We start from the raw sequence: 22,222 nt of genomic DNA, 5'->3' as shown, positions 1-22,222 counted from the left end.
GCGTAACACCACAAACGCCATACCCCTAAACATGAACTTAGAACCAGAATACAGAGAAGGGCTCGACCAACTGGCTGCCCATTATAAAGAGGTATTGAGCCTTTTGGGAGAAGATCCCAGTCGCGAAGGACTTGAAAAAACACCCATGCGTGTGGCAAAAGCCATGCAGGTGTTAACGCGCGGCTACACGCAAGATGCCCGCAAAGTGCTAACCGATGCGCTTTTCGAAGAGAAATACAACCAGATGGTTATCGTTAAAGACATCGATTTCTTCTCGATGTGCGAACACCACATGCTTCCCTTCTTCGGAAAGGTGCACGTGGCCTACATCCCCAACGGCTACATCACGGGCCTAAGCAAAATAGCACGAGTGGTAGACATATTCAGTCATCGTCTGCAAGTGCAAGAACGAATGACCCAACAAATAAAAGACTGCATACAAGACACGCTTAAACCCCTCGGTGTAATGGTGGTTGTAGAGGCCAAACACCTGTGTATGCAGATGCGTGGCGTAGAGAAACAAAACTCCATCACCACCACCAGCGACTTCAGCGGTGCCTTCAACCAAGCCAAGACACGTGAAGAGTTTATGAACTTAATACGTCCCAAATAACATTTTTTATATTTATGGGATGCAAGAAACAGCGTTAATATAGATTTATCTTATAATTATCAATAATACAGAACACGATGAAAAAAACATTGAATTTGGCTGCCATCGCCTTTTGTGGCGTGGCCATGCTGTCACTTAGCTCGTGCCTTAGTGGCGGAAACGGCGGCGAAGAACCGAAGTTTAAACAAATCACCTCAGTTGAACGCACAACAATGATGAATGCCATTGTAGGAAATTACAGTGGAAAACTGAAGTTTATCAAGAGTCTAGGAGACAATAAGATAGACTCCGCAGACATATCTTGGAGCGTCACAGCCGATACTATGCTCGTTATCGAGAAATTTCCCGTCAGAACAATATCGGGCTCGGTGCAAGCTGGAGAAGAGATGAAAAGGAAGCTAACCGCAGCAGAGCCGGCTAAAGTAGAAATGAAATTGAAATTACCTGGCTACATGTTGGAGAACTATTTCAACCAAGGCTACTATCTGGCAAGCCCTATTGCGGGTAAGGATATCGATGTTAAAGTGGGCGATAAGGATGGAAAGCTCACCTTTACGCAGAGCATTAACTTGGGAAGCGGCAACTACCAGAAGATAAGCCAGCTATTGGAATACCTCAAGGACAGGCAAGTTACGCGCCTACTTATTGAACGAATTACGATCGACAATCAGGTTTACAACGTTCAAGCGCCTTTCACTCTTCAAGGTAAAAAGCAGTAGGTTCTGATATGAAGTTTATTTCTTGGAATGTCAATGGCCTACGTGCCGTGGTCGGCAAAGACTTTGAGAACATCTTTAAGTCGCTTGACGCCGATTTCTTTTGCCTGCAAGAAACCAAGATGCAGGCAGGTCAGCTAGACTTGCAGTTTGATGGTTACGAATCGTTTTGGAACTACGCCGACAAGAAAGGCTATTCGGGTACGGCCATTTACACGCGCCATAAGCCTCTGAATGTTACCTACGGAATTGGCATAGACCAACACGATCACGAGGGAAGGGTTATCACATTAGAGATGCCCTCATTCTTCTTGGTAACGGTTTACACGCCTAACTCGCAAGACGAACTGCGCCGACTGGACTACCGCATGCAATGGGAAGACGACTTTCAGGCCTATTTGCACGACCTGGATAAGCGTAAACCAGTGATTGTTTGCGGCGATATGAACGTGGCTCACCAAGAAATAGACTTGAAAAACCCTAAGACCAACAGGCGAAACGCTGGCTTCACCGACGAGGAGCGCCAAAAGATGACGCAACTTTTAGGTGCTGGCTTCACCGACACTTTTCGTTGGAAATATCCCGAAGAGATTACTTACAGCTGGTGGTCGTATAGGTTTAAGGCGCGCGAACGCAACACGGGGTGGCGTATCGACTATTTCCTTGTGTCCGATCGTTTACAGTCCGAAGTGTTAGACGCCAAAATTCACACCGACATATTGGGCAGCGACCACTGCCCTGTTGAACTGGAATTAAAGTAATTACATACATTTAATCCACCTCGTTGCCGCTATCAACATATTGTTGTGTGGTGGTAACGAGGTGGATTTTTTATGTTTATACGAGAAGGGGAAACAATATGAAACAACACTTATGTGCATTTTCCCCGCCAATGACTTGCACAATAACGTGACTTCGGGATAAGATACAATACCTTTTGAACAAAAAAGGTAGATAAAGAAATGGCTACCACCGGACCAACCACTACGCGGTAGTTGGCATAACGAGTTCTTTTATCCCGAACCCGCGTAACGTTTGATACTAGTTTGGCACTATCTAGGCCGTTCATTCCATAGCCTGTCACCACCAACGATTCACTTTTCCCTACCTCCAAACGCCATCTTTCATTCCCCACCCAATAAGCTCTTGTAGTGAGCTTTTTAAGCTCCCGCTTTGTTCCAGCTAAGATGTAACCCTGTTCCAGATAAGTTGGAACAGGATTCCAATTCAACTGGAACAGCATTCCAGATAACATGGAATAGCCGTCCAAAACATATTTAACACGGCGGTTAATGTAATAATGCATCATCAGGGCTTAGAAAGCGCATTTCCAGAACGATGAAAATGAGAACGAGGGAATGGTTAATTGGCAAGTTCGGGATAAGACACCATGCCTTTTGAACAAGACTGGCCTAGTAAAGAAACGGCTATCTTGCCAACTAGTGCCACGAAGCAACTGGCATAATGATTGTGTTTTATCCCGAAATCGTGCACAATAACGCTATAAAACAACCTTAGAACGCCAAAATACGACTCGTAAACAGGTTAACATGCAGGGTTTATGACCTCGTCAACTTACGAACGTGTGAACTCGTGAACTTGCTAACTAGTCAACGCTTCAACTAATGTTCACTTTTCCAACACAAATTCTATCGTTAGGCATAATAGGCTATAAAACCCGCCTTGAAGGAAGAGAAATATTGCATTCGGCTATTATCATTGTAACAACCAGACACACTATTATCCACCCTATAATATAGGCATAGTTATATGCGGTGGTGTCTGTTGCCCTACCACGATAATAATTCATCACACGTTCGTGACGCCCTGTCTTCACATAATATCCCCAAATACCGAAGAAAAGAGAACAAACGGGAACAGCTCCATAAAGAATTGAGAGCAGCTTACCACTAGGCAGCAGGTGTAACTCATGCAATTTGTTTAACAATACAATCAAGGGAAAGACTAAACCACCCGTTATTGCACCTGGCCCGCTAACCTTCCTGTCTCCTTTATCTCGGCTGCGTTCGCCCGCAAAGTATATTCTATCAATGATGTTGAAATGTGCCATAATGGTAAATTGATAAGGTAATGAGGTTAAGAAACCTTTGTATGTAAACTATTTTGATGCTATCGTTTAAAAATGGTGTAGCTTAAAGTTACGCTGTCGCCTAAATTTCTCAGCCTTAAAAAAGGCCTAGGTGTGAGTGCATTGCCTTAGAATAACCAACAAACGCCACCCTCGCTTTGGGCAAGAGCGGCGTTTGCAGTGTGTATAAGAGCGTGTTGTCATCGGTACTTTTTTGCGTAGCAGAGTTGTGTTTGCACGCAAACAGACAGTGCTGGACAACATTTGGTTTATCCGTAGATAATCTTTCCGTTCTCGTCTTCGTAAGGACCCAGGTCCTTGCTGTATTGGTTCATGGCGCGGAGGCTCATACCCATGTTCGAGAAGCCACCATCGTGGAAGAGTGTTTGCATGGTAACCTTGCGTGTAAGGTCGCTAAAGAGCGTTACGCAATAGTCTGCACACTCCAATGCAGTGGCATTTCCGAGGGGCGACATCTTGTCGGCGAAGTCCATCATGTTGTCGATATCCTTGATACCTTTACCTGCCGTGGTGGGCGTAGGCGACTGCGAGATGGTGTTGATACGCACATTCTTTTCGCGTCCGTAGATATAACCAAAGCTGCGAGCAATGCTTTCGAGCAGGCTCTTGGCGTCGGCCATATCGTTGTAGCCAAAGAACGTACGATGCGAAGCGATGTAAGTAAGTGCCACAACCGAGCCATATTCGGCGATTGCGTCTACTTTCTTAGCGGCTTGCAGCATCTTGTGGAAAGAGATAGCCGAGATATCCAGCGTCTTATTCAGCCAATTGTAGTCCAAATCATCGTAGGTGCGGCGCTTGCGCACGTTAGGGCTCATTCCGATAGAATGGAGCACAAAGTCGATTTTACCGCCCAACAGTTCTTGTGCCTTTACAAAGACATTCTCCAAGTCTTCGTAGCTGGTGGCGTCTGCAGCCACAACGGGAGCGTTAATCTTCTTCGCCAGCGCGTCTAGTTCACCCATACGGAGGGCCATTTCGGTGTTACTCAGCACGATGCTTGCACCCTCTTCGGCGCAGCGTTCAGCCACTTTCCATGCGATGGACATATCGTTGAGCGCACCGAAAATAATACCGCGCTTACCTTTTAATAAGTTGTATGACATAATTGTATTTGATAATAATTCGCTGCAAAATTACGCTTTTTAAGCTAGAACACCAAGAGTTTGAGGTGAAAAGGGCGTAGGAAGGGTGAAAGGGTGAGAAAGTGAAAAGGTGAAAAAATGTCTGTGCCTATCAACTTGACAACTGTCTAACTCACCAACTTGTTAATTGGTCAACTTGTTAATTGGTCGACAACAAGTTGAATTTAGGCAGATGTGCAGGGGGGCATTAGTCATTTTTCACCTTTTCACTTTCTCACCCTTCCACTTTTTACCTTTTCACCCTTTCACTTTTCACCTTTTCACTGCTTCAACTTTCACCTTTTCTTCGCCCTTTCACGACGCAACACGTTCTGAAGTTCGTATACCACGTCGGGATTTTCTTTGGCCACGTTGTCTTTTTCGTACACTTCCTTACTCAGGTCGTATAGTTGTGGTATGGGATTATTACCCGTTTCAATCTTCGGACCCCACGAAATCATCTTCTCACCATCGCTAGGTTCGATGAATTTCCATTGTGGCGTACGTACCGAAAGAACACGCGTGTTGCTCTGTTCGATAACCCAGGGGCGCCCTTCGGTATCTGTTCCCAAGAGATTTCCTAGTCGGGCTTCACTATCGCTAGCAGCTCCCTTTGGCAATCGAGCCCCTACAAGCTGTGCCAAAGATGCCAACCAGTCTATCTGCGACATCAAAATGTTGCTTTGCTGACCACCTTTCACGCCCTTTTTCCACGATACGATGGCGGGAATAGCCGTTCCACCCTCGAAAGAACTGTACTTATTGCCCCTAAACGGACCAGCAGGACTATGTCCATTGAGCAGTTCTTCGGCCCTGTCGGCATAGCCATCGTCTACTACAGGACCATTATCGCTGCTCAAGATAATGAGTGTGTTGTCGGCCAAGCCATATTGTTCGAGCGCCTTCATCAGCTGCCCCACGCTCCAATCGAACTGCACGATGGCATCGCCACGATAGCCCATGGGGTTCTTTCCACGAAAACGAGCGTGCGGAAAACGGGGTACGTGCACGTCGTTGGTGGCAAAATACATGAAGAAAGGTCGATTTTGGTTGTCGCGAATAAAGTTAATGGCATGCGCTGTGATAGAATCGGCAATGTTTTCGTCTTTCCAAAGCGCCTTACCACCACCTTTCATATAGCCAATTCTACCAATTCCGTTAACGATACTCATATCGTGCCCATGACTGGATTTAAGGTTATAGAGCAGATCGGGATGGGTTTTGCCCGTGGGTTCGCCCTCAAAATTGTGCTTATAACTTACCTCGATGGGCGCAGAGGGGTCGTAGTTGGCCACACGTCCGTTCTCGATAAACACGCAAGGAACACGGTCGCTGGTAGCTGCCATAATGTAACTGTAATCAAAACCAAGGTCGCCTAGTGCGGCAGGAAGCTGCGCGTTCCAGTCTTGCTCTCCACTTTTGTCGCCCAATCCCAAGTGCCATTTGCCTATGGCACAGGTGGTATAGCCCACACTTTTGAACATATCGGCCATGGTAAACTGCGTGGGTCGGATAATCATACCTGCATTTCCGGGTGCGATATCGGTGTCGGGACGTCGCCAGGCATATTCGCCAGTGAGCAACGAGTAGCGTGAAGGCGTGCTGGTAGCTGCTACGGCATGCGCATTGGTAAAGCGAATGCCTTGGCTAGCAAGACGGTTTACGTTGGGTGTTTCCACGTTTTTGGCGCCATAACATTGCAAGTCGCCATAGCCCAAGTCGTCGGCGTAAATGATAATGACGTTTGGTCGACGTGTATCGTCGGCACGATTGTTCTTCACCTGTTTAGCTTGTGCGCCTACGGCCGTAAGCAATGCGGGAGCAAGGAGCGCAGGATAGGTTTTCATTTTCTTCATTGTTTGCAGTGTTGTTTTGGTTACAGCCGTCGTTTACATTACATACGGCATGGCTTTTAATTGTTTATGCATACTTCTTTTAAAGAGCGCATGCATCATTAAATTTGGGTTTTAGTTCTGTTAGGTGTGCTCTAAAAACGCGATATTACCAACTTCGCCATGTACGATAGCCTACTGGCTGATATACGATTGCACGTTATGTCGTGGCAGATAACTCGCCGCGGGGTGGCTTTCTTCTCCATAAGCCAGCGGCATGCGTTTTTAGCTTTCACCCTAATTATTGACAAAGGTACATTTTATTTACGACAAGTCAAACTTTTTTCTTCGACAAATCGCACTGTGTCACAATAAACTACGTCTCGCCAATATTTGGGAACGGATAATAAGGACAAGAGCGTTTGAGGTTCAATCGCCCAAAAACAAACATCTTTTGCTTGCTCCTGAAAAGGCAAGCAAAAGATGAACAACTCAAAAAATCAAAGATATTTGAAGACGATTTGCAGAAAACACTTCAGCGTTTCTTTCTCATTAACACCAATAACACAAGCGACACAACCAATATCAAGCCTAATAATGCAAACGCCCATAAGTTTGGTAGGCTGGCATAGCATGAAATTACCACATCATTAGCCATCAGCATATTGCCCGTAAGCTTGCTTGGCAGAGGCGAGTTATCTAAATGGGGAAGTATAAGTTGGCAGTCGATTTTAAACATTGATAGGGCAAGAAAATCCCTTTGGGTCGTGCTCACTTCTCTCATTAATGTATCATTGTCGAGTATTTCCGAATAAACGTCCGAATGGAAGAAATTCTTAAACCACTTGGATTTATACATATAGATGGCCGTTAGGTCGGTTTCTCTTGAATATTCTCGCAAAAGCGTGTCGCGTAAGGCCACAAAACGCTGTTTGTCTATGGCCTTTGCAGCTATGCGCGAATAGTTTTTGAGTATCGTCTGATAGGTCAGTTCAAAATCGTTGGCAACAATCCACTGGGTATATTTTGTTTTAAGTCGCTGCGTGATGTCGTCTATCTCGATGCCATTAAGGCTTCCAACAAGGTCGGGTGTTCCACTTAGCCAAAATCCAATCTCGTCTTTGGTAAAGAATTTACTCATGGGGATGGGCCAATTGATACGCTGTCGGGCAACGTATAAGTTGCTCTTTATCTTGGCAGCGTTCATGTTGGTGATACTTTCTATTTCTTCTATCGGAACGTTTTCGAGTACACGCAAGGTGAAAACAAGCTGTTGCTTGTGACTCAGCTGTGCAGCCAACACCCTAACAATAGACACCCATTCCGAGTTCATCAGCTGCCGTTCGGGAGATGGGTTAGCAGCATAAGCCCTGAATGTGCATTCGTCTGACGGCATGGGCAGCTGTGGTTTGCGACGTTTAAGCTTGTCGAGACAGATATTCGAGGCAATGGCATATATCCACGTAGATAGCTTTCCCTTCTCCGAATTATACTTGTGCATGTTCAGCCAAACGTTAACGAAGGTGTCTTGGCAGGCATCTTCCGCATCCCTTTCATCGCAAAGCATCTTCAGCGTTAGTGAGAAAACCATGCTTTGGTATTCTCTCACCAACCATCGGAAGGCTTTTTTGCTACCTTCCAGACACTGAACGACAATTTGGTCCACTTCGTTTTGTTCCATCTGGCTCTTGTTGCTTTTACTATTTATTACGATTAAAAAGATTAAAAGTCGAAAAAGGAGATTTTGAAAATGATTGTTTGGTACAGATGCAATTAACATTATAATAAAGGAGAGGTATGTTTTGTTCCCATATACCATTAGAGAATATGATTTCAGTTACCCAAAACCAAGGAGTATAGAAAGACCGAACAAAAGGGTGATAACAGTCAAACACACAAAAAGGGCACCCTTACGAGTGCCCTTTTTGTGATCCGCTTGGGGCTCGAACCCAAGACCCCAACATTAAAAGTGTTGTGCTCTACCAGCTGAGCTAGCGGATCTTCCAACAAAGCGTCTTTTGTTTTGCGAGTGCAAAGGTACATACTTTCGAGCAATCTAGCAAACAATTCGCATATTTTTTATTTGTGCATGCCGCTTTATTTGGTTTTAGGCCTCTGTTTTTGCTGTTGGCTGGGGCTTTTCGGACTCATCATCTACCTCTTCTTTAGTAACATAACGCTGCCAATAGGCTATGATAAGGGTGGTAAGTGGCAGGGCTATGATAAGGCCAATAAAGCCCAACAGCGAGCCCCATACCGATAACGAGAGCAGAATGATAGCGGGATTTAACCCCATGGCCTTACCCATTACGCGCGGAGTTACCACCATATCAGAGATAATTTGCACCACGATAAACACCAAAATGGCCATTCCGAAGATAACCCAGAAGTTCTGTCCCGTGTCGCCCGCCTTGAGAAGGGCCAAGAATGCGGTAGGGATAAGCGCGAAAGTGTGTAGGTAAGGCACCAGGTTCATCACTCCAATGAGGATACCCAAGCCGATAGCCATGGGGAAATCGATAATGGTGAAGCCGATGCAGAACATGATACCCATGATGAGCGACACCAAACCCTGCCCGCGAATATAATTATTGAGTTCGCGCGAAGCGTCTTGTGCCAGTTCGTTCCAAAAGGGTCGGTGCTTCTTGGGGAAAATGCGCACCCAGTTCTCTGTAAGAAACTCGTAGTCGAGCAAAATGAAGAACATATATAATAAGGTGATGCACGAGGCCACGATGCTCACCACCACACTTGCCGTTTGTCCCAAGATGTTGAACAATTTGGGCATAGTCGTACGCAGAGTTTCATTAAAATCCTTGCTCCGCACAAAGCGGTCGATGTCTTCTTGGTGCTCTCGCAGCCAGTTTTGAATGTACGACGACAGGTCGCTCGCAGGGGTTGAACTGCCCAAATAGCGTGCGGCCAACTCGCTTATCTTATCGAACTGTTCAATCATCGAGGGCACAATAAGCAGGCCTACACCTGTAAGCAAGCCCGCTAGAACCAATACCACAAAGAGAATAGACAACGCACGAATGCGTATGTGCAAGTACTTCTCGGTGAATTTCACCAAAGGATAAAGCAAGTAAGCCAACAAACAGGCGATGAAAAAAGGTAAAAGCACCTCGCTCATACTATTGGTGACGAAGTAAACGGCCAAAATAAGCAGTCCGCTAATGGTCCATCGCACCAATTTGTCTAGGGTTATTTTCTCTTCAAGCATATTTATTGTTGTTTTATTTATATAATAGGTATCTAACGGAGGCGATGAAACAGCCACAAATAATGGCAATAATAAAGACGAACAAGGCTATTCCAGCCAACCAAGTTTATCCTCTCTGCCTCTTCAACAGTATCATTCTTACCCGTGGCATTAGCACCATCACTCTTTCCCCTCTTGCATCGCTTTCTGGTAACAATGCCTGCACAGGGGTTCGTATTCTTGCATTTCGCCAATCAACACACGCTTTTCTCCTTCCACGATACGGTGGCTCACGTATGCCAACGCACCACATTTAACGCAGATGGCATGTACCTTCGTCACCTGATCGGCTATGGCGCACAGTGCGGGCATTGGTCCGAAAGGCACTCCTTTAAAGTCCATGTCCAAACCAGCAACGATAACGCGCACCCCGCGGTTAGCTAATTCGTTGCAAACGTCCACAAGACCTTCGTCCATAAACTGTGCCTCGTCGATGCCTACCACATCGATGTCGGCCGAGAGCAACAATATCGCCGACGACGAATCTACAGGTGTGCAGTGTATGGCATTGCGATCATGGCTCACCACATCCTCGTCCGAATACCGTGTATCGATAGCCGGCTTAAAGATTTCAACTCGTTGTTTAGCGAATACAGCACGTTTCATACGCCGTATTAACTCCTCTGTCTTGCCCGAAAACATCGAGCCGCAAATCACTTCCACTCTTCCTTGGCGGTGGTTCTCGCCAGTTACATTATCAATCATACTGATGCAAAAGTACAAAAAGACGTTTTAAAAATTGCAAACAAACACCTCCTTTTTTTGCTACTCGGAATTTATATTACTATATTTGCGTACAATATGGGCATCTTATACATTGTACCCACCCCCGTGGGCAATATGGAGGACATCACGTTACGTGCCATTCGCACCCTAAAAGAGGCCGATTTGGTACTGGCAGAAGACACCCGAACAACGGGTATCTTGCTCAAAAACTTGGGAATTGAGGTTGCTCACTTGCAATCGCACCATAAATTTAACGAGCATGGCACTTCCGCTGGTATCGTCGAACGCCTTAAAGCGGGTCAGAACATTGCCCTCGTGAGCGACGCAGGAACGCCAGGAATCAGCGATCCAGGCTTTTTCTTAGCACGCGAAGCGGTGGCAGCGGGCATAACGGTTAACTGTTTGCCAGGCGCAACAGCATGTATCCCAGCCGTGGTTTCCTCTGGAATGCCCTGCGACAGGTTTTGTTTCGAGGGTTTTATCCCCCAAAAGAAAGGGCGGAAAACCTATCTTGAAAGCCTAAAAGACGAGCAGCGCACCATGGTGTTCTACGAGTCGCCCTACCGTTTGGTGAAAACACTCACCCAGTTTTCCGAAGTACTCGGACCCGAACGGCAAGTGTGCGTTTGTCGCGAAATATCAAAATTGCATGAAGAAAACGTGAGGGGAACGCTCCAAGAAGTGGTTAAACACTTCGAACAGACAGCCCCACGTGGAGAAATCGTAATCGTATTAGCAGGAACTAGTAGTAAAAAAGATAAAAAATCGAAAGGAGAAAAATTATGAAGAAACTTGTGATCGCGTGTTTTGCAGTATTGTCGCTGGCAGCCTGCAAACAAGGTAAAACCAATGGAGAACCGCAACTTAACGACTCTTTGCAGCAAATTATCCAACAAAGGGATAATCAGTTGAATGACATGATGGCAACAATGAACGAAATCCAAGATGGATTCCGTCAGATTAACGAGGCCGAAAACCACGTTAATATCGCCAAAGACGGTGAAGGTGCCAATAAGTCTGAGCAGATTAAAGAGAACATCAAGTTCATCACTCAACGCATGGAAGAAAACCGTGCCTTGCTGAAGAAACTGCGTGCACAGCTTGAAAAAAGTTCGTTCAAAGGTGCAGAACTGAAGAAAACTGTGGATAGGCTGATGAAACAGCTTGACGAAAAAGACCAACAGTTGTTGCAGTTGCGTGCAGAACTTGATGCTAAGGACATCCACATTTCGGAGTTGGACGAGAGAATTAACAACCTCAACACCAACGTTACTAAGCTAAAGACCGATAATACGGAGAAAGCTCAGACCATCAGCAACCAAGACAAGCAATTGCACACCGCATGGTATGTATTCGGCACAAAGAAAGAGCTGAAAGATCAAGGTATTCTTGTTGGTGGAAAGATTCTGCAAAACAACTTCAACAAGGCTTATTTCACGCGCATTGACATTCGCACGCTGAAAGAAATCAAGTTCTATTCTAAGTCGGCTAAGCTGCTTACGGTTCACCCCTCAGACAGCTACACGCTTGAAAAGGATGCCAACAAAGAGTATGTGCTCACCATCACCAATCCCGAATCGTTCTGGAGCACGAGCAAATACCTTGTGGCTACTGTAAGGTAATTCAAATCTACCAAGATGATTTGTTGGCTGCCCGCAGCGGTTTAACTCCACAACGGGTAACTAATAGAATGCATCCAAGGTGCACATTACCGCACAATAGAACTTAACAACCCACACGGGGGATACGCATATTTCTAGCGTATCCCCCTTTTTATTTCTAATACCCAACCGAGCTTCTTAACCACACAATCGCTACGTTGCAAGCTATTACCTACTGTGTACAAAAATAAAAATACGCTAATCACCTACTTTTTCCCTCGCCTTTGTTAAAGGCGAGGAAATATTTTTACAAACAACGTTTTCTCGCCACTACATTCTAGAAAAGCTAATGTTGATTAAACGGATAAGATAAGATGCTCCACCCCCTACTTGCCACTAATCAGCATGACCTTTGTTATTAACCTATGACCAACCAAAGTCTTACACGAGTTCGGGATAAAACACAATCGCTATGCTTTCTGCTGCGTGATGCTAGCTGGCAAGATAGCCATTTCGTTACCTATCCAATTTTGTTCAGAGGACATGGTTTCTTGTCCTAAACTCGCCAATTAGCCATTCCATCGTTCGCATTTTCATTGCTCCAGAGATGCACCTTCTAAGCCTCGATAATGCATTATTACATTAACCGTCGTGTTAAACATGTTTTGGACCGCTGTTCCATGTTATCTGGAATGCTGTTCCAGTTGAATTGGAACCCTGCTCCAACTTAGCTGGAACAGGAGTCCAACTTAGCTGTAACAAGGCTGGAGCTTAAAAAGCTCATTATACGAGCTTATCGGGTGAGGAGTGAAAGATGACGTTTGGAGTTATGAAGGGTGGGTTGGTGGCGGTGATAGGCTGTGGAACGAACTGCCTTGATAGTGCCAAACAACCATTAAACGTTACGTGAATTTGGGATAAGACACGACGCTTTCTTGGACAAGATTAGATAAAAAACGAATAGCGATCTCGCCAACTAGCGCTTACGCGATAGTTGACATAGCGAATAATGATTTGACAAGAAAGCTGGACACAGCGTGTTTGCATGAAAAAAGAGCTCTTCTCTCTATTCACGAGTTGACTAGTTAACAAGTTTATAAGGCTGTTTGCCTATTTCTGAATTAGCTTGTTGGTTTATCGGGAACGTTGAAACACGCACAAACACAGCACCAACAAGGCAGAAACACAAAACAAAAAGGCATTGAATATCAACGCAATACGCAAGAAAGAACTATTCTGACAGACAAAGTTTCTTTGTTGCATTTATCAGCAAAGCCATGCCAACAACTGCCAGACACAACCCTTGCGAGAATCGATTATTTGCCCGCCAACGTGCGGTTGATGCCCAAGAACGGCACTCACAATGTTAAAAAGCCTACCGAAAAGGCGACAAACTACTCACGTAATCCACTAAAAAAGTCTTTCATTAGTTGGCGACACTCTTCTTCAAGCACGCCAGCCGTAACGGTGGCTTTGGCATGTAGCACGTTCGGAGCAAAACGTTCGTATCCACGTTTCTCATCGCGCGTACCATAGACGATGCGTCCCAATTGCGCCCAACCACATGCGCCAGCGCACATTGGGCAAGGTTCTACCGTTACATAGAGTGTACATTCGGGCAGATATTTACCTCCAAGCATGTTCGCAGCAGCCGTTATGGCTTGCATTTCGGCATGTGCCGTAACGTCGCAAAGGGTTTCGGTAAGGTTGTGGGCACGTGCCACCACCCTACCCTTGCAAGCTATTACCGCCCCAATGGGTACTTCGCCCTGTGCCAAAGCCTGCTGAGCCTCGGCCAAAGCCTTGCGCATCATCTGCTCGTCTATCTGTCGCTGTTCGTTATTTTGCGTCATTTTCATCATATTTTTAGCGTTTAACACATACCAATATATGCCTTATACGCCTACAAAAGTAACACAATTATTTGGTATGATAGCATATAGGCGCATTCTATAAAGGGACGGACGTAACGTTTCTTCCCTTTATAGAACACGCCTATATTTAAAAGCAATGCCCACTTTGTGGAGTGCACCGCTTTCAACACCTATTTCTTAGGCTCCTCTTTCTGATAATACAAGTCGCCCGAAAGTATCTGTTTTACGCGCGTAACCAGCTCTTCGCCTTGCAATGTCAGCGAGATGGCCTTTCCTTCTGGGTCGATAAGCACATTCATGGGTGTGGCACCAACATTGAAAAGACGCACCGAGGGCGACGCGTTACCCTTGAAGTCGCAAGCCTGCAACCAGCCTGGGCCGTCTATGCCGAGCGTTTTAAGGGTCTTCTTCCACTCCTTAGCGTTGGTGTCGAGCGAGAAACCAATCATCTCGAACTTATCTTTCGAGGCACGACTTTCGGCATATAGCTTTTTAAGTGTAGCCAATTCGCGTTGGCACGATGCGTTGTTCGATGCCCAGAACGTAAGCAACACAAACTTGCCCAAGCTGTTGCTGAGTTGGCGCACGGTGCCATTGGCCAGCGGAAGGGCAATGTCGGGCACGTCGCTACCCTGCATAAGGTTGCGCGAACGCACGCTATTCTCGAGCGAACGGGCATAGGGATGGTTGAGCACTGGCGGCGCTACACAAGCCGAGAGCTGGCGACCATATTCTTTATTAAAGATAGGCAACATGTCGCGTTCCATAAGCAAGGGCATCAGGGGCGAAGTGTTGTGGTCGAGCAAGAATTGGAAACGTTCGGCCGTCCACGCTATATCGGCAGCACGACGAATGCTCTCAACGTCTATTTTACCTTCTGCCGTATTGAGATATGCCTCGCCCTTGGTACTGCGAAGCTGCGAAAGGTCTTCAGCTATTTGCTTTTCGCGCTGGCGGTCGAGTGCCACGTACTGCTCGTAAAGCGAGGGGTCGGGCATCTCTTTCGGTAGGCTGACAAGGTTGTCAACACCATTAGGCTTGCCCGTTGCAGCTTTGGCCGACTTCAAGTCGCTATTCTTCATTTTCCTTACGGCATCGATTAGCTGTTCGCCTCGTAAGTCGAAAGCCATGATATTGCCATCAGGGCCGACAAGGACCGTACGTGGAACAGCCTCAACATTGTAGAGCTTGGCCGCAGGCGAACCCCATCCCTTCAAAGCGGAGATGTGTTGCCAGTTGGCGTGCGTCAGGCTATTGCGCTCTATGCAGTCGGTCCACTCCTTCTTCTTACTGTCGATAGAATAGCTCAACACCATGAAAGGAACTTTCCCTTTCGTTTCTTCCAGTGCTTGTTTGATAACGGGAAACTCGCGACGACATGGCGCACACCACGATGCCCAGAAGTCAATCAGCACGTATTTTCCTCGCAAGTCAGACAAGGCTAGGTTTTTCCCATCTGGAGTTTGGCCGTCAATATCGGGTGCAGGCCTGCCCACTTCTAGGCTAGCTGCACGCACCAAGTTGGTTAGTTCGCGATACATGGGATGTTTACGAACGGCCGAAGGTACGGCGTTGAGATAGGTCTCTTCTAGCACTTGGGGTGTAAAGAACCTGAAAAGGTCGTACTTGATGATATAAAGCGTTACAGGAGAATCGAGGTGACGAGCAACAAAACGCATGGCAGACGTGCGGTGCGACAAGCTGTTTACATAGTATGTGGCACGCTGGTAAGGATAAAATGCCTTCTCGTCGTTGCGTTGCTCGGCAGGCAGACTGGCCAAAACCTTTTCCATACGCAGCTTAGCTATGTCGACTGCACCGCTTCCTGATTGCTGATAAGCATAGAGAACGTCGTTGGCAGGTGTACCCTTTACACTCGCTCCTACGGGAAAACGGCCATCGAAAGGCAACACGGTGATTTCTCCTGGCTCGAGAAACAGCTGCACGGTGCCATTGTCGAATCCTGAAATACGATAGGGGGCAACCACTCCGGGAGCGTTTCCCTTGAAGCTAAACCTACCGTTTTCAACGGTGGCAGAGTCGACAACGATGTCTTGCCCCTGCACTTCGTGGGTTAGATACACCTTCTTTATACGCTCGGGCGTATAGCGCAGTGAGTCTATCGTCATCGTTCCTGTGATTACATAGCGGTTGTTTTGCTGTGCCATGGCAGAACCAGCACAGAACAACAACAAACATAAAAGTCCTTTTTTCATGTTGTATGGGATGTTGATTTTTCTATTTTGAAATATTGCCTATATGTTTCTTTCTATACTTTCGGGTTGAGCAAGCGGTTGTTTTGCCAACCTACAAGCCTACAAATGCCAAATACTCCCCCTACTTAGCGCCCTTATCGGTAAACAAGTTGGTAACAAACTTGCGCAAATCTTCGCCATGCAGGCCCGTAGCGAGTATGTTGTTGTTGGCATCTAGCACAAAAATGGCAGGTATGGCAGTAACGCTGTAGAGTTTGGCAACTTCGTCTTTCCATCCTTTAAGTGAAGACACCTGCGTCCAAGTGAGCTTATCCTGCTTTACGGCACCTAACCAGCGGTCGCGTTTCTCGTCAAGCGAAACGTTCACGATTTCAAGTCCTGCGGCATGAAAATCGGCATAGAGCTGGCGTAGAACAGGATTGTTGAGTCTGCACGGTCCACACCACGATGCCCAAAAGTCTACGATTTTCACCTTTCCTGGCATTTTGCTGAGGGTGAATTTGCGGCCGTCGGAGGTAGGCAAGGTAAAGTCGGGGGCTTTGCTACCTTTGCTAACCTGCTGCAAACGCTCAATACGCTGCTTCAAGATAGCACCACAACGGCTTTGCTGTGCCTTGTCGCCCAGCTGTGCATAAAGTTGTCGGCAAAGTTCCAAAGACGCGTCTTGTGACTCGGCTTCCTGAAGAAGTAGACCGGCAGACAGGATGTTATTGTTGGCGGAAATAAAGTTAAGGCGCTCGTTTTCCAACGTCTTTCGCAACTGTGCGATGGTGTCGTTCACCCTACTAGCACTGCCATAACGCAACGCTTTACGAAGGCTGTCGGCCCGTTGTTGCAGTGCCGCTACACTTCGCATCAGACTTACGCATTTTTGTTGGTATGCCCTATCCGTATCTTGCAAGCCCTTTCCGCTCACATACCATCCCTCACCATCACGCAACAGGACGCGATAGGTGGTGCCTGGCTCGATAAAGAACGAGAAGCCACCTTGATAACCTGCCACCGATAAGCGAGCTGGTAGAGGTTCGGTAAGTTCTACATTGGGCATGGAAAAGCGTCCGTTGCTAAACGGCACGGTGTGAACGAGGTCCCAACGGGTCTCTGAAGTGCGTACAATAAGTTGCAGTTGACCTTCGGAAATGCCTTCTATCTCGCCTTCAATGCTACTTGTCTGCTGGGCAAAGAGCGTGGAAGTAAAGAACGAGAGAAGAAGTGTGAAGAAGAATTTATACATGAGTGAATAATTTTATTACATGAAGATGGAAGCTGGTTGACAAGTTAACCAGTGAAGAAGTAAACAAGTTGACCACATTAACGGTGAACAAGCGAACCAGTAAACAGGGTGACCAGTTGACGAGTTAACCAGCTAACGGGTTGACGGGTTTACCGATTGACGAACTGACAAGTTTGCAAGCGTTTTCTAGCCTTTAACGCATCAACTCGTTGGTTTATTGCCTTGCCAACTCGTTAACTTTGCCTACTTGTCAACTCATCAACAGGTTAACTCGTCAACTTAACACCTTATTTATTAATTGGCAACGCATACGAATACTCGCGAACAAACTGGACGTCGAGGATGTTACCCAGTTTTCGTCCCTCGTTATCGGTGTCGTAGAACAGAGGCGTAAAGCTTTCGTCCACATCCGAAGCCGTATTGAGCTTTATTTCGGCTATGGCACCGTTGTTGCCATTATTCAAACCAATGGTGAGATAACGTCCTAGGTCGGCAGAATAGACAAAGGTGTCTTCCGAACGGAACTTCATACACGAGATGGTATAGCCTGCTGGGGCACTATATAGCACGGTCTTATCGCCATTGTTTACGTTATAACGCACCACATCAGCCCCGTCTGCATAGAATACGTAGTTAGTGCTGAACCATGTGTTATAAAGGATGGTGGCGAGAGAGGTGGGCGTAAAGCCCTCTAACCGCTGGCCTTTGATGGTATATGCTGGTGCATCGCTACTGCCTCCAGAGCCTTTGTCGCCATCAGTAGCAGTGGACGTGAGCTGGTAGAGATAATAGTTGGGGGCTGCGTTATCGCGGAAAATAAAGTAAGGAGTGGCCTTATCATAGTTTTCGCGATACTGAATGAAGCCGTATATCGCCTTCTTTCCAACAGGCGAAAGTCCGGTTTTAAGTCCCGAGAAATCGACATGTGCATCCAGCACGGGGTTGTTTAGCTGCGCTTGATATGCCTGCTGCTCTGCCCAAATGCCGTAACCGTCGTCTTTGCTTACGTATAGGAAGCGGTTGTTACGCCCGTCCCAGAACACGAAATGGTTTGCGGTGATGGCAGCAGCGGTAACGCTATAGTTAGAGACCGACCCTTCGGTGGCTGGCGTTTTGAAAGCAGGGATGGTGCGAGCGGTTAGAAAACGGCCGTCTTTACCCAGCATATAGTAGAAGTCAGACTGATTGGAGGGGTCGCCAGTCATGCCAATTTTGTCGGGTAAAAAAGCGCCTTGCGCACTCACGGGCACAACAAAGTCTTTGTAAGCAGTGAAGCGCGGTGTCATGCCGAATGGGTCGTAGGTTTTCACTATGCCCTTACTGAGGAACACCATGAAGTTGCATTTCTTCACGAAATCCCTGCCTTCGGATACCAACCCGTAGTGAAACATCAGCTTGTAGGCATCGGCAAAGGGATTTTTCTCTTCTTTATAGATAAGCTTATAGGCATCGCTGCGCACGTTGGTGACAGAGCCTACCGTCTCGACATTACCCAATTGCACGCTACCAGGCTTGCCATGGAGGAAGAAAAGACTGTTTTTATAGATGGGGCGAGTGGCTACTGCGAAGTTCTGATAGCGTGAAAGCCCCGTGCTACGATCGTGCACTTGAAGGCGTACCGTGAAACGAGTGGCCTTGCCCACAGGCAATTCAACATCTAGATAGCCTTTCGTTTTAACGGTGTCGGTTACAGTTTCCTTGCCTTTCTGAAACGAACGAATCCACTGGAAGTCTAAATGGTCGGTGTTTTTTAACAACGTTTGTCCCACTTGAACTTCAATGCGTTTGTGCGTTTCGTCATCGGTGAGCGGCTGGGTGAACTCAATGGTCTGACCCGTTAGCGTTTCTACCGAAGCGGGTGAGAATATAAGCGTATCGATGGCGTTCATTCCATCGAAGTTATAAGTGTAGTTTCCCTTGTCTTCGTAGCAGGAGGAGAACATGCCGGCAACAAGCAGAAAAAGACAAGCAGCCTTTCTCCCAACGCTTTTCCAAGGCGAGCAAAGAGCCGTTCTCACATGTTTACTCTTTGCCTGTATGGTTATATTATTCGTCATTTCTAGTTAATTTATACGTTATTTTATGGATTTGCGTTTGGCGCACCTATTGTTTTGTGCACCAAACGCACCTTCTTAATACCCTCGCTTGCCTTATGGCACAACGGGGAACGTAAAGGAGTAACTGCCTTGTGATGCCTTTTCGCGGAACAGTTTGTTGCAAGCCTTGATGGCAGCTTCACCTCCAAGCGAGGCATCCCAGTGTACATCGCCCCACTCGTTCATGACGGGGAACATCTGATTAAGTACAAAATCGGCTCCTTTATGTGCAAGCCACACGTTTATCATAAAGCGATATTTAGCGGCAGAATAGGGTCCGTAGTATTTCTCTATCATCGTCTTGCCGCCTTGTTGGTCTTTCCAGGGCTGAGGCTCAACCAGTTCGTAGGCCACGTTAGGCAACATGGGGATGTAGAAACTGCCTTTGTAAGAGTTGCCTTGTCGCCATCCGTCTAGATAAAAGGTGTTATATCGCTGCATCATCAGGTTCACTGCACGCAGGTTTAAGGCCTTCATCGTTGCCTCATTGCCACCTAATTGGGCATATTCGTTAGCCGTTGTGATGTCCATGCTGTTGCAAAGTCCCACGAAAGAACCACTCTGATAGGCACCCAGATAGGTGTCTTGGAGCGATGTCCAGTACCAAGGCTTGCCGTAGGTGTTGTCGTTGGTGAAGGGAATATCCACATCGATGGCCGTTTGCGGAGCAGCTTGTTGTTGGCGACGAAGGCTATCTATGGCAGCGAGATTCCACTGCACGAACTTGAAATAGTCGCGTTCGGTGTAGAAATCGTTCCGTTTCGTGACCTTCACCAGCAACTTCTGCTTAGCCGCCGACCAAGTTCCGAAGTACGAACCACCCATACCATCCCATTGCGAAGGCTTGGTATAAGCTTCTTTTACATGGATGGTGAACACTTGGAAGTCTTTTATACCCTCCCCGATCTGTGAGGCGGGGTCGCTGGCGTCGATGTAAATCTCCGCCTGAAGAGTGGTGTCTACCTGTGAGGGACGTTGCGCCAACACCGTCACCGTCTTATCGTGCTCGCCTGGTTTAAACACCACTTCGGGACAAACCACTGTGGCTTCGGCCACACCCTGCACAGCTCTGGACTTGAGAACCACCCTTCTAGGCTGGTCGGAATCACGCCCCATCAACTTGAGCTTTAAGGAAACGCCAATCTCCTTAGGAGCGGTGAGAATGGAGTCGGCAAAGTTTACCGTGGCATTAAGAGCCTCTTTGGTGCCGTAACTAAAATAAACGCCATCGCCATCGGCAGCATAAAGAGGTACAGTTTCTTCCTTACAAGCGGAAGAGAGCATGCAGCCAATGGCCACAGCAACGACATATCCAAACTTATTCTTCATTTTCATCGTGAGTTTAAGGGTTGGTTTGAGTTTTTTTCGCACCAGCTTCGGCATCGTGAGAAGCCGTCCAGCCGTATTCTTTTTCAGCATCGGGAAGCGGGAATACGAAGCGTTCTTTCGACAAAACAACGCTGTTATCGTAGACTAACTCGGTTATTCCGTGGCGCTTTAAGAAGTACCAGTATTGCCCTTCGGCGTAAAACTCCTTACGGAACTCACGGTCTAAGGCCTTAATACGACTGGCTTCATCGGCGAAGTTTACGTTGAGCGCACGCGAATAGCCTCGCTTGTTGCGCACCATATTAAGGTATCGGGCTGCTTGGGCAAGGTCGGGCGTCATCTCGCAGAGAATGTAATACATCTCGGGTAGACGTATCAGTGGTACGGCTTCCTTTGGATTGGTGTTGTATTTACGCGACAAAGCCATCTTGGCTGCAGCGTGCTCGTAGAACGCAGAAGACTTTGTACGCATGTCTTCACGACGATCGCCCGACACTTCGAAGTAGCTATTGAACCGCTCTGAACGGATAAAGTATTGGGTGGTGTACTTCTCTCCGTCTGCCCAAAGCGACGAAAGGGTTTCGGAAAGGTGGTACATGTTGAGCGCACAGATACATTCGGAGAAGAGGATGGGGTCGTCTTGGTTACTCGAAGACAGTGTCAATCCGCTGTTATCAACCACATCTTGCGCGCAAGCCACGGCATTTGTGGCATCGCCTGCATAGCAATAGATACGCGCCATGAGGGCATTCACGGCATGGTAGTTAAAGCGAAAGCGACGTTCGCTGTTGTCCAAGCGCAATCCTTTCTCGTGTGCCAGCAGTTCTTTTGCCTCATTGAGGTCTTTCAATGCTAGCTTCACAATCTCTTTTGCGGGTAAAAGTGGCTGCTTGGAGTTATCTGCCACCAAGCGGTAAGGTATGCATGGTGCATCTGCTGCCGCAGCATCCGTACCATATTTCCATGGTCCCCAAGCCCTAAGCAGGTCGAAATGGCAATATGCCCTTGCTGCAAGTGCCTCGGCCCGGAATGTGTTTCGGGTGTTGACATTTCGTATAACGGTCTCTCCTTTGCGGTCGAGCCATTTAATGAAGTTGTTGCAATTGGCAATTACATTATAGAGCTTGAGCCACGATTGGGCAATTTTCTGCTTGGTGCGGAAGCCATCTGAGGTCGTAGTGGCATAGTTATAGATGGCCGTACGATCGTTGGCTCCATCGGGGATGTAGTCGTATTGCTGCGCCAGTTGGTCGAGCATGCCAAACGACATGTTGCCTCCGTATGCACCTTGGTTGGTCATCAGCAGGTAGATACCTGTGAGCGAGCTCTCGAAACCGGCTTCGCTTGAGAACATTTCATCGGCTTTAAGGTCGGTCTTAGGGCTTACATCGAACCATCCCGAGCAAGCTGTGACAAGCGAAAAAGCCAGAAAGCATGTGCCCATTTGGCACACCTTATATAATGTGGAAGGAAATTTTAAATGCTTCAT

General features: G+C 47.1%; 17 protein-coding genes, 1 tRNA gene and 2 pseudogenes. 6 read left to right on the top strand and 14 right to left on the bottom strand.

Annotated elements, in window-relative coordinates:
- Positions 1-31 precede the first annotated feature (31 nt).
- The 3 genes from folE to F453_RS0108795 all read left to right on the top strand — a co-directional run bounded on the left by folE (position 32) and on the right by F453_RS0108795 (position 2,090).
- Positions 32-613, top strand: a complete 582-nt coding sequence (gene folE, locus F453_RS0108805; protein WP_009237295.1) for a GTP cyclohydrolase I FolE — start codon at positions 32-34, stop codon at positions 611-613.
- Between the two features lie 77 nt (positions 614-690).
- A complete protein-coding gene (locus tag F453_RS0108800; protein ID WP_018967693.1) occupies positions 691-1,332 on the top strand; it encodes a DUF4840 domain-containing protein in 642 nt (213 codons plus the stop codon).
- 8 nt (positions 1,333-1,340) lie between these two features.
- The gene (locus F453_RS0108795) at positions 1,341-2,090 is read left to right on the top strand and encodes an exodeoxyribonuclease III (protein ID WP_018967692.1); all 750 of its coding nucleotides are present in this window, start codon (positions 1,341-1,343) and stop codon (positions 2,088-2,090) included.
- A 338-nt stretch (positions 2,091-2,428) separates the two neighbouring features.
- Here the strand turns inward: F453_RS0108795 and F453_RS14240 are convergent.
- The 8 genes and pseudogenes from F453_RS14240 to F453_RS0108755 all read right to left on the bottom strand — a co-directional run.
- A pseudogene (locus tag F453_RS14240) lies at positions 2,429-2,638 on the bottom strand (hypothetical protein); the annotation flags it as partial.
- Between the two features lie 360 nt (positions 2,639-2,998).
- Positions 2,999-3,400 (bottom strand): hypothetical protein, encoded by a 402-nt coding sequence (locus tag F453_RS0108785; RefSeq protein ID WP_018967691.1) that lies wholly within the window; start codon positions 3,398-3,400, stop codon positions 2,999-3,001.
- Positions 3,401-3,687: 287 nt separating this feature from the next.
- Entirely contained in the window at positions 3,688-4,545 is an 858-nt protein-coding gene (locus tag F453_RS0108780; protein ID WP_009237302.1) for an enoyl-ACP reductase FabI, read from the bottom strand.
- A gap of 314 nt (positions 4,546-4,859) precedes the next feature.
- Entirely contained in the window at positions 4,860-6,419 is a 1,560-nt protein-coding gene (locus F453_RS0108775) for a sulfatase-like hydrolase/transferase (protein ID WP_018967690.1), read from the bottom strand.
- Positions 6,420-6,930: 511 nt separating this feature from the next.
- Entirely contained in the window at positions 6,931-8,076 is a 1,146-nt protein-coding gene (locus tag F453_RS14710) for an RNA polymerase sigma factor (RefSeq protein WP_018967689.1), read from the bottom strand.
- Between the two features lie 247 nt (positions 8,077-8,323).
- A tRNA-Lys gene (locus F453_RS0108765) sits at positions 8,324-8,396 on the bottom strand.
- Between the two features lie 106 nt (positions 8,397-8,502).
- A complete protein-coding gene (locus F453_RS0108760) occupies positions 8,503-9,618 on the bottom strand; it encodes an AI-2E family transporter (protein ID WP_018967688.1) in 1,116 nt (371 codons plus the stop codon).
- 159 nt (positions 9,619-9,777) lie between these two features.
- A complete protein-coding gene (locus F453_RS0108755) occupies positions 9,778-10,362 on the bottom strand; it encodes a thymidine kinase (protein ID WP_018967687.1) in 585 nt (194 codons plus the stop codon).
- 96 nt (positions 10,363-10,458) lie between these two features.
- On the opposite strand from F453_RS0108755, the gene rsmI reads away from it, so the two are divergent.
- The 3 genes and pseudogenes from rsmI to F453_RS16240 all read left to right on the top strand — a co-directional run bounded on the left by rsmI (position 10,459) and on the right by F453_RS16240 (position 12,802).
- Complete coding sequence (rsmI, locus tag F453_RS0108750) at positions 10,459-11,169, top strand: 16S rRNA (cytidine(1402)-2'-O)-methyltransferase (RefSeq protein WP_018967686.1); 711 nt, start codon at positions 10,459-10,461, stop codon at positions 11,167-11,169.
- A complete protein-coding gene (locus F453_RS0108745; RefSeq protein ID WP_009237310.1) occupies positions 11,166-12,005 on the top strand; it encodes a Cbp1 family collagen-binding glycoprotein adhesin in 840 nt (279 codons plus the stop codon). Before rsmI ends, F453_RS0108745 begins: the two co-directional genes overlap by 4 nt.
- A 605-nt stretch (positions 12,006-12,610) precedes the next feature.
- Positions 12,611-12,802 (top strand): annotated as a pseudogene (locus tag F453_RS16240) (hypothetical protein).
- 576 nt (positions 12,803-13,378) lie between these two features.
- Here the strand turns inward: F453_RS16240 and F453_RS0108740 are convergent.
- From F453_RS0108740 to F453_RS0108715, 6 genes are all read right to left on the bottom strand, one after another.
- Complete coding sequence (locus tag F453_RS0108740; protein WP_018967685.1) at positions 13,379-13,837, bottom strand: nucleoside deaminase; 459 nt, start codon at positions 13,835-13,837, stop codon at positions 13,379-13,381.
- Between the two features lie 191 nt (positions 13,838-14,028).
- Positions 14,029-16,074: a TlpA disulfide reductase family protein gene (locus tag F453_RS0108735; protein WP_018967684.1), complete on the bottom strand. Its 2,046-nt coding sequence runs from the start codon at positions 16,072-16,074 to the stop codon at positions 14,029-14,031.
- Between the two features lie 121 nt (positions 16,075-16,195).
- Positions 16,196-17,308, bottom strand: coding sequence for a TlpA disulfide reductase family protein (locus tag F453_RS0108730; RefSeq protein WP_018967683.1), 1,113 nt, complete (start codon positions 17,306-17,308; stop codon positions 16,196-16,198).
- Positions 17,309-17,595: 287 nt separating this feature from the next.
- Positions 17,596-19,365 carry a PKD-like family lipoprotein gene (locus F453_RS0108725; protein ID WP_018967682.1) on the bottom strand — a complete coding sequence of 590 codons (1,770 nt, stop codon included), beginning with the start codon at positions 19,363-19,365 and terminating at the stop codon, positions 17,596-17,598.
- A gap of 93 nt (positions 19,366-19,458) precedes the next feature.
- The gene (locus tag F453_RS0108720; RefSeq protein WP_026292530.1) at positions 19,459-20,739 is read right to left on the bottom strand and encodes a DUF4843 domain-containing protein; all 1,281 of its coding nucleotides are present in this window, start codon (positions 20,737-20,739) and stop codon (positions 19,459-19,461) included.
- A gap of 7 nt (positions 20,740-20,746) precedes the next feature.
- Entirely contained in the window at positions 20,747-22,222 is a 1,476-nt protein-coding gene (locus F453_RS0108715; RefSeq protein WP_026292529.1) for a RagB/SusD family nutrient uptake outer membrane protein, read from the bottom strand.

The organism is Hoylesella loescheii DSM 19665 = JCM 12249 = ATCC 15930 (assembly GCF_000378085.1).
GTDB classification, from domain to species: domain Bacteria; phylum Bacteroidota; class Bacteroidia; order Bacteroidales; family Bacteroidaceae; genus Prevotella; species Prevotella loescheii.
The sequence above is the reverse complement of the archived record's forward strand: the minus strand, read 5'-3'. Positions and strand labels throughout refer to the sequence as shown.

What these genes read in the sequence shown, in the direction of transcription:
- folE (WP_009237295.1), top strand. Translation starts at nt 32, where the DNA reads ATGAACTTAGAACCAGAATACAGAGAAGGGCTCGACCAACTGGCTGCC.
- F453_RS0108800 (WP_018967693.1), top strand. Translation starts at nt 691, where the DNA reads ATGAAAAAAACATTGAATTTGGCTGCCATCGCCTTTTGTGGCGTGGCC.
- F453_RS0108795 (WP_018967692.1), top strand. Translation starts at nt 1,341, where the DNA reads ATGAAGTTTATTTCTTGGAATGTCAATGGCCTACGTGCCGTGGTCGGC.
- F453_RS0108785 (WP_018967691.1), bottom strand. Translation starts at nt 3,400, where the DNA reads ATGGCACATTTCAACATCATTGATAGAATATACTTTGCGGGCGAACGC.
- F453_RS0108780 (WP_009237302.1), bottom strand. Translation starts at nt 4,545, where the DNA reads ATGTCATACAACTTATTAAAAGGTAAGCGCGGTATTATTTTCGGTGCG.
- F453_RS0108775 (WP_018967690.1), bottom strand. Translation starts at nt 6,419, where the DNA reads ATGAAGAAAATGAAAACCTATCCTGCGCTCCTTGCTCCCGCATTGCTT.
- F453_RS14710 (WP_018967689.1), bottom strand. Translation starts at nt 8,076, where the DNA reads ATGGAACAAAACGAAGTGGACCAAATTGTCGTTCAGTGTCTGGAAGGT.
- F453_RS0108760 (WP_018967688.1), bottom strand. Translation starts at nt 9,618, where the DNA reads ATGCTTGAAGAGAAAATAACCCTAGACAAATTGGTGCGATGGACCATT.
- F453_RS0108755 (WP_018967687.1), bottom strand. Translation starts at nt 10,362, where the DNA reads ATGATTGATAATGTAACTGGCGAGAACCACCGCCAAGGAAGAGTGGAA.
- rsmI (WP_018967686.1), top strand. Translation starts at nt 10,459, where the DNA reads ATGGGCATCTTATACATTGTACCCACCCCCGTGGGCAATATGGAGGAC.
- F453_RS0108745 (WP_009237310.1), top strand. Translation starts at nt 11,166, where the DNA reads ATGAAGAAACTTGTGATCGCGTGTTTTGCAGTATTGTCGCTGGCAGCC.
- F453_RS0108740 (WP_018967685.1), bottom strand. Translation starts at nt 13,837, where the DNA reads ATGACGCAAAATAACGAACAGCGACAGATAGACGAGCAGATGATGCGC.
- F453_RS0108735 (WP_018967684.1), bottom strand. Translation starts at nt 16,074, where the DNA reads ATGAAAAAAGGACTTTTATGTTTGTTGTTGTTCTGTGCTGGTTCTGCC.
- F453_RS0108730 (WP_018967683.1), bottom strand. Translation starts at nt 17,308, where the DNA reads ATGTATAAATTCTTCTTCACACTTCTTCTCTCGTTCTTTACTTCCACG.
- F453_RS0108725 (WP_018967682.1), bottom strand. Translation starts at nt 19,365, where the DNA reads ATGACGAATAATATAACCATACAGGCAAAGAGTAAACATGTGAGAACG.
- F453_RS0108720 (WP_026292530.1), bottom strand. Translation starts at nt 20,739, where the DNA reads ATGAAAATGAAGAATAAGTTTGGATATGTCGTTGCTGTGGCCATTGGC.
- F453_RS0108715 (WP_026292529.1), bottom strand. Translation starts at nt 22,222, where the DNA reads ATGAAGCATTTAAAATTTCCTTCCACATTATATAAGGTGTGCCAAATG.